Raw genomic sequence first — 10540 nt, 5'->3', positions numbered from 1 at the left:
TTTTTTTTTTTTGGCCCCCCCCCCCCCCGGCGCCCCCCCCCCCTGTCTATATATTAATACCTTTTTTTTTTTGTTTGGGGGGGGGGGGCCCCGCGCCCGGGGGGGGGGGGGGGGGCGCCCCCCCCCTCGACCCGGGCCATTACCGTCAACTTCAACGCTGCAGGGGGACGGAGTGACTGCCGCCGCCATTCTTGAAATCCGCGACATATCGAAATCCTTCGGTGCCATCAAAGCGCTGACCGGGGTCGATTTCACGCTGCAGCGAGGCGAAATTCACGCGCTGTGCGGCGAGAATGGCGCGGGCAAGTCCACGCTGATGAATATCATCGCCGGCATTGTGCAACCCGATGAAGGCACCATTCGTCTCGAAGGCAGGGACGTCACCATCGCATCGCCATCCGCCGCGCAGCGGCTTGGCATAGGCCTCGTCCATCAGGAAATCGCGCTCTGCCAGGATGCCACGGTCGCCGAGAATATTCTCATGGCGGCGATCAACAATCGGCGTGCGCCGCTGATGAATTTTCGCCGGCTCTACGCCGATGCGCAGAAGATAATGGACCTGCTGGCGCCGATCTCGGTCGAGACGCCGGTCGCCGAGCTTTCGATTTCCAACCCGCAGCTTGTGGAAATCGCCAAGGCGCTGACGCTCGAATGCCGGGTGCTGATGCTCGACGAGCCGACGGCCGCCCTGACCAAGACCGAGGCGCGGCGTCTTTTCGCAATCGTCCGCGATCTCAAGGCGCGCGGAATTTCAATCATCTACATCAGCCACCGCATGGCCGAGATCTTCAGCCTGTGCGACCGCGTCACGGTGTTTCGTGACGGCAGATATGTAGCGACCGATCCTATCGCTTCGGTCACTCCCAATGATGTCGTGCGCAAGATGGTCGGGCGCGAAATTACGCAGCTCTATCCGCAAAAGCTCTCGCCTGAACGGCGCACCGACCGCCCCGTGCTGTCGGTCGGGAATCTCTCCTATCGAGCGGGTTCCGACGGCGTCAGCTTCACGCTTCGTGCAGGCGAAATTCTTGGCATCGGCGGATTGATTGGCGCTGGCCGCAGCGAGATGGCTCAGACCGTTTGCGGCTTGCGCGCGAAGCTGTCGGGATCGGTCGAACTCAATGGCGAGCCGGTCAGCATCAGGACCTACAGCGATGCAGTGCGCGCCGGCCTGGTCTACCTCTCCGAGGACCGCAAGGCGTCTGGCCTGTTCCTCGACCTATCGGTTGCCTCGAACATCTCCGCGCTGGACCTTCGGAAACTGACCACACCACTTGGGCTGCTCGATCGCCGCGCCGAGGCAAAGCAAGCCACCGACCTGGTCGAGCGCCACGGTGTGCGCATGGGCGGCATCGAGACACAGGTGTCGACGCTTAGTGGTGGCAATCAGCAGAAAGTCGCCATCGCCAGGCTTCTTTCGGTCGGCCCCAAGGTGGTCATTCTGGACGAGCCCACACGCGGGGTTGATGTCGGCGCCAAAGTGGAAATTCATCGCCTGCTTCGCGACCTCGCCGAGCGGGGCGTCGGCGTCATCGTGATTTCATCCGAGCTTCCGGAATTGATCGGGCTCAGCGACCGGGTGCTTGTCATACGCGAAGGTGCCCTCGTCGGCGAACTTGAGGCGGACGAATTGACCGAAGAAGCGATCATGCTGCTGGCTTCGGGTGTCCGCCAGCAACGATCAAACGCAAGGCAGGTTCAGAATGTCGCTTAGACAGACCGGAGGAACCCTCATGGACGCCGAAATCAAGGCGAGCGCCCCCGGGCTTGGCGGGCGCAACTGGCTGCGTCTGGGGTCAATGCGCGAGGCGGGGCTGATCGCAATCATGCTGGCGCTGTGCCTCGCCATGACATTCGCCTCGCCGCATTTCCTGACTTGGGGGAATTTCCGCGCGATGCTGATGAGCTTCTCCATTGAAGGCATCGTCGTGGTCGGCATGACGATACTCCTCATTGTCGGCGGCATCGACCTTTCCGTCGGGTCGGTGGTCTGCTTCTCCATGGTCGTGTCAGGCGCTCTCTTCCTGATGGGTCTGGACCCGTGGACCGCGAGTCTCATCGGCATAGGCGCCAGCGCGCTGATCGGCGCGGTGATGGGCTTCTTCGTGACCGTTATCGGGCTCAATCACTTCATCACATCGCTGGCGGCGATGGTGATCGTGCGCGGTCTCTGCCTTGTCATCACCAAGGGAACCCCGCTGTCGCTATTCACCCTGCCGCCCGGATTCAAGGCGATCGGCCAGGGCAGCTTCGGCAATGTGCCTTATGTCATCGTCATCTTTGTTGTGGTCGTGGCCATCTTCGATTTTCTGCTTCGGCGTGCCACCGCCTTCCGCAAGGTCTTCTATACCGGCAGCAACGAGAAGGCGGCCCAATTTTCGGGCATCAAGACCAAGCAGGTCAAATTCTGGGTAACGGTTCTCTGCTCCACCCTCGCGGGCTTTGCCGGCGTCATCTATATGTCACGCTTTGGCGCTGCGACCCCGACCTTCGGCGCTGGCATGGAGCTCAACATCATCGCCGCGGCGGTGATTGGCGGAGCATCGCTCAATGGCGGCTCGGGCACCATCTTCGGCGCCATACTGGGCATGGCGCTGCTCTCGGTCGTCACAAGTTCGCTGATCCTGCTCGACGTTTCCGTCTATTGGCAGGACATGATCAAGGGATGCATCCTGCTCGCGGCGGTATCGATCGATCACTTCCTGCACCGCAGGAAATCCTGAGCAGCAGCGGCGAGAGTTGAGCATCCATCATGTCACCAACCAATTCGCGGGACGACGTCACGATCGTCCGCCAGATGTATCAGGCGCTGGTGCTTCATTACATGGAAGCCAAGACGCAGGCGGAAATCGCCAAGGAGCTCGGCATCTCGCATGCGACCGTCAACCGGCTGATCAAGCGCGGTCACCAACTCGGGCTTGTCGAGATCAAGATTAAGTCGCCGATCGAGCAACTGGTCGACATCGAGGCGCGACTTGTCGCGATAGGGGGACTCCAAAGGGCCGTCGTCGTTCCTTCCGTTTCGGACAATCCGCAGACTGCCCTTCAGCGCGTCGGCGAGGCCGCGGCGAGGCTGGTGCTCGAGACGATCAAGGACGGCGACACGATTTCCATTACCGGGGGCAAAGGAGTGAGTGCCGTCGTCGCCGGCCTCAAGCCGAACCGAAGCTACGACGTCGAGGTCGTTCCCGCGACCGGCCTGGTTCAGGGTAAGCATTACACCGACGTCAATCATGTCGCGTCTCTGATGGCCGACAAACTCGGCGGGCGCGCCTATCAGGTTCACGCGCCGCTGTTTGCCGACAGCCCGGCCCAACGCGACATGCTGATGGGCGTGCGGGCGGTTTCGGATGTCTTCAGCAAGGCGCGGGAAGCAACACTTGCGGTCGTCGGCATCGGCTCCATCCTGACCGACGATTCGAGCTACTACGATCTGCACCCGTCCTCGAGCGCCGACCGGCTGGCCATCGAACGCTCGGGCGCGGCGGGCGAACTGCTCGCCCATCTCATAGACAGCAACGGTAAGCTCGCCGACTACCGCCTCAACCACTCACTGGTTTCGCTGACGCTCGAGGAATTCGCCACCATTCCGCAGTCGATAGGGGTCGCCAGCGGCGCAAGCAAGGTGGTCCCGATCCTCAGTGCCATGCGCGGCTCTCACCTCGATACTCTCGTCACCGACGAAACTACCGGCTTGAAGATCCTCGAGCTCGCCGAAGGAAATGCAGCATGAATTCTCGACAAATCACCCGCTCAATCGGCAAGTCCGGCGTTGTCGCTTCGGCGGTGGGACTCGGCACCTGGGCCATCGGCGGCTGGATGTGGGGTGGCACGGATGAAGCAGAATCGATCGCTGCGATCCAGGCGTCCATCGATGCCGGCGTCTCGCTGATCGACACCGCGCCGGCTTACGGTCTCGGCCGCAGCGAGGAGATCGTCGGCAAGGCCATCAAGGGCCGGCGCGACCGCGCGGTCATCGCCACCAAATGTGGCCTGAACTGGCATTCGAAAAAGGGCAATCACTTCTTCGATCAGGACGGAACGCCGGTCAACCGATATCTCGGCGCCGAGGGCATCGCTTATGAAGTGGAACAGAGCCTGAGGCGGCTCGGCACCGATTATATCGATCTCTACATCACCCATTGGCAGGACCCGACGACCCCCATTGCCGAAACAATGCAAGCGCTCGAACGCCTCAAATCAGCTGGCAAGATCCGCGCCATCGGCGCAAGCAATCTCAGCCCCGCCGAGCTGCAGCACTACGTGACCGCTGGCCAGCTCGATGCGATCCAGGAAAGATATTCGATGCTGGATCGCGAGATTGAGCAGACATTGCTGCCGATCGCGCGCCAGCATCAGGTCGCTGCGCTCAGTTATTCGTCGCTCGCGCTCGGCCTGCTTTCGGGCGCGATTGATCCGGCGCGTGAGTTCAGCGGCGACGACCAGCGCAAAGACAACCCGCGCTTCTCTCAGGCCAACCGGCGCAAGGTAGCCGCTTTGAAGCAAGCCCTGGCCCCGGTCGCGGAGGTCCACCAGGCAAGCATGGCGCAGATCGTCATCGCCTGGACGCTGGCGCAGCCCGGCATCACCTTCGCGTTGTGTGGAGCGCGAAACGCGACGCAGGCGCTCGACAACGCCAGGGCAGGGGAGATTTTACTGAGCGCCGCGGAACTGATCGCCATCGATGCGGCGGTGGCCGGGCATCTCGTGGCGATAGATGCGTGATCGAAAGCGCGTCCTGAGATGAATCGCATCCAGACGATCGCCGGCTTGCACGAGAACCCCGATATTGACGTCCTCGTCATAGGCGGCGGCATTAACGGCATCAGCGTGTTTCGCGAACTCGCTTTGCAGGGCGTCAATGTGCTGCTCGCGGAAAAAAACGATTATTGTTCCGGCGCCAGCGCAGCCCTCTCGCGCATGGTTCATGGCGGCTTGCGCTATCTTGAAAACGGCGAGTTCAAGCTGGTCCGCGAATCTCTGCTCGAACGCGATCGGCTGTTGAAGAACGCGCCGCATTACGTTGCGCCACTGCCAACCACGGTGCCTATCTTCGACCTGTTCTCAGGCATAGCAAATGGCGCATTCCGCTTCCTTGGGCTAAGCCGTCGTCCGGGCCGGCGTGGCGCATTGGTCATCAAGACCGGTCTGGCGATGTATGATTTCTTCACCGCCGCGCGGCGTATCGTCCCGCCGCACAAATTCAGGAGCCGCGCTGAAACACTCAAGGTCTGGCCTGCAATCAATCCTGCTATCCGCAATTCGGCGACATACTTTGACGCCTGGGTCAGCCACCCCGAGCGGCTGGGTACCGAGATGCTGCGCGACACCATGAATGAAAAGCCGTCCGCCCGGGCGCTCAACTATGCACGGGTATCGCTCGGTGACGCGAGCCTGGTGCTTAACGACGGACTGTCTGGCGAAACCGTGGCCGTGAAGCCGCGGCTCGTGGTCAATGCCACAGGCGGCTGGGTCGACCTGACCAATTCGGCGATCGGAGCCGTTGCGCCGAAGCTTATGGGCGGCACCAAAGGTTCGCATCTGATCGTCGACAATCGCGAGCTTCATGACGCGCTCGACGGTCACATGATCTACTACGAGAACGAGGACGGCCGGATCTGCATCCTGTTCCCCTATCTCGGCAACGTGCTGGTCGGCTCGACGGATATCCGTGTCGACGATCCCGACCAGACGTGCTGCGTGGATGACGAGCGGCAATACATCCTGCAGTCCCTGTCCTTCGTGTTTCCTGGAATCGAGATCGCCGATACCGACATCGTCTTTCAGTTTACCGGGGTGAGGCCGCTGCCGATAAGCCAAGACAGTTTTACCGGGCGCATTCCCCGCGATCATTTCTGCGAGCTCATCGAGGGCGCCGGTATAGTGCCGCCGACGCTCTGCATGATCGGCGGGAAATGGACAACCTTCCGGTCGTTCGGCGAACTGGCAGCGGATATGGTGCTCGAGCGATTGTGCCGACAGCGCATCGTCGGCACCCAAAACAAGCCGATCGGCGGCGGCCGGCATTTTCCCATTGCCCCGGCAAAATGGTGCGCAGAACGCGCGGCCGCAAACGGCCTGCCGCTTGACCGCATGCGTAGCCTCTTCGAGCGCTACGGTACCGCAGCGGATGCCGTCGCCGCCCATATGGCAGCGGGACATGACGAGCTCTTGCCCGGCAACGACTACTCGGCCCGGGAGATCCAATATCTCATCGCCAATGAATATGTCGAACAGCTGGAGGACCTGCTGCTTCGCCGCACGACAATCGCCATCACCGGCGCTCTCTCGGCCGATCTTCTCGATGCGGTTCTCGATATTCTGGCTGTCGAAAAGAGCTGGGACGCCGCGCGCAAGGCATTCGAGCGAACCGATTTCCTCGCCCTGTTGCAACGCCGGCACGGCGTCGATCTCGACCAGCTATCCCAAGAAGACGAAGGAAGGAGCGCCGAATGCGCATCAACAAGAAAGTCCGCATGAACCGGTTGTTTGGCCGGGCGCGCTGTCTCGACGTCGCAGTCGACCATGGCGTGTGCAACGAGCCGTCGTTTCTGGAAGGGCTCGAGGATATGGCCGGCGTCGTCGCCCAGCTGGTTGCCGCGGGACCGGACGCCATTCAGATGAATTATGGCCAGGCCGATCTGCTGCAGTCCTTGTCCGGCAAGGAAAAGCCGGCATTGGTCATGCGCATAGACATGGGCAATCCATATAACAAAACCCGCCATCGCTCGATGTGGGCCATCCTGCAGAACGAAGCCAAACCACTGATCGGCGCGCTGGAGATGGACGCGGCCTGCGTGGTCGTCAATCTATTCATGCTGCCCGATGAGCCGGACCTGTTCCGGCAATGCGTCCACAACATTGCCCGCGTTCGCGCCGACTGCGAAAGATACGGGCTGCCGCTGATGATCGAGCCGCTGGCGATGCTGCCCAACTCGGAGCGCGGAGGCTACATGGTCGACGGCGACCCCGAAAAGATCGTCACCCTGACCCGGCTCGCCAGCGAGATGGGCGCCGACATCATCAAGGCGGACCCGACCACCGATCCGAACGACTTCCACCGGGTGGTGGCGGCGGCGCGCTGTCCTGTCCTTGTGCGCGGTGGGGGCAGGGAGGATTTGCGCGCCGTCTTCGACAAGTCGGAGGCGCTGATGGCACAAGGCGCGGCAGGCATGGTCTATGGCCGCAACATATACCAGCATTCCAACCCTCGCGCCGTCGTGAGAGGATTGATGGCGATCATCCATGAGAATGCGGACGGCGCGGCGGCCTGGGAGCTCTACCAACAAGGATAAATTTTGGCGGCTTGGGAGGAGCTTCAATGCAGCAATACATTCTGGGTCTTGATGCGGGCAATACCGTCATCAAGGCCATCATCTTCGACACCGCAGGTCGCGAACTCGCACTTGCCGCCCGGGACGGCCGTTCCTGCATGCCAGAACCCGGCCATGTCGAGCGGGATCTCGGCGAATTATGGCGCAACGCCGTCGAGGTCATCCGCCAATGCCTCGACCAGTCGGGCATCGATCCCCGCGACATCGCGGTAATCGGTTGCGCCGGCCACGGCAACGGGCTCTACGCGCTGGACCGCGGCGGTGACCCGCTGCTCGGCATCCAGTCGCTCGACACGCGCGGTGTCGGCATCGTCAGCGAATGGGCGGCCGCGGGCGTTGGCGACCGGACCTATGCCCACTGCCTGCAACGGCCCTGGGCGGCGCAGACGCCGACTCTGCTGGCGTGGCTCAGGCGCCATGACCCGGCGCTCTTTGCCAAAATAGGCACCGTCTTCCTGTGCAAGGATTTTATCGTCAACCGCCTCACCGGCGCGCGCTCGACCGAGACCTCGGATATGTCGGGCTGCGGGCTTTTGCACATGCCTGATCGACGCTACGAGCGAGAGTTGCTGGCCGCCTACGGGCTCGACGATTGCATGGAACTGCTGCCGAACGTGCTGGAGGCTTCCGACATCGCCGGCCATGTCACGCGGGATGTCGCCGCTGCTACCGGCCTTCCTGCGGGCACGCCTGTGGTGGCGGGCCTGTTCGATGTCGTCGCCAGCGCCATCGGTTCGGGCGTCACCAGCACCGGCGCCGCCTCGATCATTGCCGGCACCTGGAGCATCAACCAGGTCATCACCGAAGAGCCGATCCGCGATCCGTCGATCTTCATGCTGTCGACCTTCGATCCGGTGCGCTACCTCGCCATCGAATCGAGCGCCACTTCGGCCGCAAATCTCGAATGGATCGTGCGTGAGTTCTTCGAGCATGCGCCGCCGGCAGGCGCATCGCCATTCGAAATCTGCAGCGAGCTTGTTGCGTCCGTCGATCCCGCGGGAGACATGCCGATCTACCACCCCTTCCTTTACGGTTCGCAGCAGAATGGCAAGGCGCGTGCAGGTTTCTACGGCATCGCCGGCTGGCATACACGGGCGCATATGCTGCGCGCACTGTTCGAGGGCGTCGTCTTCGAACACCGGCGGCATGTCGAGACGCTGCGCCGAGCGGGAGCGCCTGTCAGCCAGGCGGTTCTTTCGGGCGGCGGCTCGCGCAGCGCCATCTGGCCGCAGATATTCGCGGATGTGCTGGACGTGCCCGTGACCGTGGCGCGCAGCCGCGAGACGGGGGCGCTGGGAGCTGCAATTGCAGCCGGGACAGGCGTCGGCCTGTTTACCGATTTCTCCGCGGGCGCCGCCGCGATGACCGCGCCCGACCGCTGCTACCAGCCCAATAGCGAGATCGCACCGGTCTATGAGCAGCGCTATCGTCTGTATGACGAGATCAACCAGGCCATGGGTCCGCTATGGGACAGGATGGCAAGCGAACGGACGTCCAATTGACACAGACCGCTGCCGATTTTGGACACTACGACTTCATCATCGTCGGCGCAGGTTCAGCCGGCTGCGTGCTGGCCAACAGACTGTCGGCCGATCCAGCCATGCGCGTGCTGCTTCTGGAAGCCGGCGGCAGCGACCGCTATCACTGGGTCAACATTCCCATCGGCTATCTCTACTGCATGGGCAACCCGCGCACCGATTGGCTGATGAAGACCGAGCCGGAGCCCGGGCTGAACGGTCGTGCGCTCAACTATCCGCGCGGCAAGCTTCTGGGCGGCTGCTCGTCGATCAACGGCATGATCTACATGCGCGGCCAGACGGCCGACTATGATGGCTGGCGGCAAGCCGGAAATCTTGGTTGGGGCTGGGATGACGTGCTTCCATATTTCCGCAGGTCCGAGGACCATTTTGGTGGCGCCAACGACCTTCATGGCGCCGGTGGCGAATGGCGCGTCGAGCGCCAGCGTCTGTCGTGGCCAATCCTGGATGCTTTCCGCGATGCTGCCGAGGAACTCGGCATTCCCCGGACCGAGGATTTCAACGGCGGGACCAACGAGGGGTCGGGCTATTTCGAGGTCAACCAGAGGAAGGGCGTGCGCTGGAATACCTCGAAGGCGTTCCTGCGGGGCGTGCTCCGGCGGCCGAATTTGCGCGTCGTAACCGGCGCCGAGACCGAGAACCTGGATTTCGATGGAGCTTGCGTCACCGGCGTTGTCTTCCGCATGGGCGGCCAGTTGCATCGTGCGCGGGCAGGCGAGACGATACTTGCCGCCGGCGCGATCAATTCGCCGAAGCTGCTCGAGCTTTCCGGCGTCGGCCGACCTGCCGTGCTTGGCGCAGCAGGAATCCCGGTTCGCCACGCGCTGGAAGGCGTCGGCGAGAACCTGCAGGATCACCTGCAGATCCGCACGGTCTTCAAGGTCGCCAATGCCTCGACGCTAAACCAGCGCTACCACAATCTGTTCAGCCGCGCGGCCATGGGCGTCGAATACGCTATCCGTCGCAGCGGACCGCTATCGATGGCGCCGAGCCAGTTGGGTATCTTCGCCAGAAGCGACCCACGCCTGGAGACGCCCGATCTCGAATATCATGTCCAGCCGTTGAGCACTGACCGGCTGGGCGAGCCGCTGCATCGCTTCCCCGCGGTCACGGTTTCGGTCTGCAACCTCAGACCGGAAAGCCGCGGCACCGTCCACATAGGGACGCCCGATCCGCAGGCGGCTCCGAAGATCCGGCCGAACTATTTGTCTACCGAGGGAGACAGGGCCGTGGCTGTAGCATCGCTCCGCCACGTCCGCCGTTTGATGAAGGCGCGCGCCGTTGCCCGTTTCGCGCCTGAGGAAATGCTGCCCGGTGCACACTATGAAAGCGACGAAGATCTCGTCCGCAAGGCCGGCGATATCGGCACTACGATTTTCCACCCGGTCGGCACCTGCAAGATGGGCGCAGGCTCGACGGCAGTGGTCGACGGCCGGCTGCGGGTGCACGGCATTTCTGGCCTGCGCGTCGTCGACGCTTCGATTATGCCGACGATCGTTTCCGGCAACACCAACTCTCCAGTGGTCATGATCGCAGAGAAGGCATCGGAAATGATCTTGCAGGACGCCAGCCAGGAGAAATAATCCTGGGTGGCGCATCTGAGCTGACGCAGACCGGCAGCTATTCGCTGTCGTGCCGTCGGCCCCGCTCCATGCAACGCCGAGGCGT

Annotated in this window: 8 protein-coding genes; all 8 read left to right on the top strand. The window is 62.5% G+C overall.

All coding sequences use genetic code 11. The features are described from left to right. Window positions 1-172 precede the first annotated feature (172 nt). The 8 genes from AC0L3L_RS06775 to AC0L3L_RS06740 are packed head-to-tail and all read left to right on the top strand — an operon-like array spanning window position 173 to window position 10455. Complete coding sequence (locus AC0L3L_RS06775) at window positions 173-1714, top strand: sugar ABC transporter ATP-binding protein (RefSeq protein WP_473637013.1); 1542 nt, start codon at window positions 173-175, stop codon at window positions 1712-1714. 19 nt (window positions 1715-1733) lie between these two features. After that, entirely contained in the window at window positions 1734-2723 is a 990-nt protein-coding gene (locus AC0L3L_RS06770) for an ABC transporter permease (RefSeq protein ID WP_123147198.1), read from the top strand. Between the two features lie 29 nt (window positions 2724-2752). Beyond that, complete coding sequence (locus AC0L3L_RS06765; RefSeq protein WP_473526402.1) at window positions 2753-3733, top strand: sugar-binding transcriptional regulator; 981 nt, start codon at window positions 2753-2755, stop codon at window positions 3731-3733. Beyond that, window positions 3730-4725, top strand: coding sequence for an aldo/keto reductase (locus AC0L3L_RS06760; RefSeq protein WP_473637011.1), 996 nt, complete (start codon window positions 3730-3732; stop codon window positions 4723-4725). Before AC0L3L_RS06765 ends, AC0L3L_RS06760 begins: the two co-directional genes overlap by 4 nt. 18 nt (window positions 4726-4743) lie before the next feature. Beyond that, window positions 4744-6480: a glycerol-3-phosphate dehydrogenase/oxidase gene (locus AC0L3L_RS06755; protein WP_473637010.1), complete on the top strand. Its 1737-nt coding sequence runs from the start codon at window positions 4744-4746 to the stop codon at window positions 6478-6480. Next, on the top strand, window positions 6453-7295 hold the full coding sequence (locus AC0L3L_RS06750; RefSeq protein ID WP_473637009.1) for a class I fructose-bisphosphate aldolase: 843 nt from the start codon (window positions 6453-6455) through the stop codon (window positions 7293-7295). The genes AC0L3L_RS06755 and AC0L3L_RS06750 overlap by 28 nt, the downstream gene beginning before the upstream one ends. A 26-nt stretch (window positions 7296-7321) precedes the next feature. Continuing rightward, window positions 7322-8836, top strand: coding sequence for an FGGY-family carbohydrate kinase (locus AC0L3L_RS06745; protein WP_473637008.1), 1515 nt, complete (start codon window positions 7322-7324; stop codon window positions 8834-8836). Next, on the top strand, window positions 8833-10455 hold the full coding sequence (locus tag AC0L3L_RS06740; protein ID WP_473637007.1) for a GMC family oxidoreductase: 1623 nt from the start codon (window positions 8833-8835) through the stop codon (window positions 10453-10455). Before AC0L3L_RS06745 ends, AC0L3L_RS06740 begins: the two co-directional genes overlap by 4 nt. Window positions 10456-10540: the final 85 nt, after the last annotated feature.

The organism is Mesorhizobium sp. WSM4849 (assembly GCF_055811385.1).
This window is presented reverse-complemented; position numbering and strand designations above follow the sequence as displayed.

What these genes read in the sequence shown, in the direction of transcription:
- AC0L3L_RS06765 (WP_473526402.1), top strand. Translation starts at nt 2,753, where the DNA reads ATGTCACCAACCAATTCGCGGGACGACGTCACGATCGTCCGCCAGATG.
- AC0L3L_RS06745 (WP_473637008.1), top strand. Translation starts at nt 7,322, where the DNA reads ATGCAGCAATACATTCTGGGTCTTGATGCGGGCAATACCGTCATCAAG.
- AC0L3L_RS06750 (WP_473637009.1), top strand. Translation starts at nt 6,453, where the DNA reads ATGCGCATCAACAAGAAAGTCCGCATGAACCGGTTGTTTGGCCGGGCG.
- AC0L3L_RS06770 (WP_123147198.1), top strand. Translation starts at nt 1,734, where the DNA reads ATGGACGCCGAAATCAAGGCGAGCGCCCCCGGGCTTGGCGGGCGCAAC.
- AC0L3L_RS06755 (WP_473637010.1), top strand. Translation starts at nt 4,744, where the DNA reads ATGAATCGCATCCAGACGATCGCCGGCTTGCACGAGAACCCCGATATT.
- AC0L3L_RS06760 (WP_473637011.1), top strand. Translation starts at nt 3,730, where the DNA reads ATGAATTCTCGACAAATCACCCGCTCAATCGGCAAGTCCGGCGTTGTC.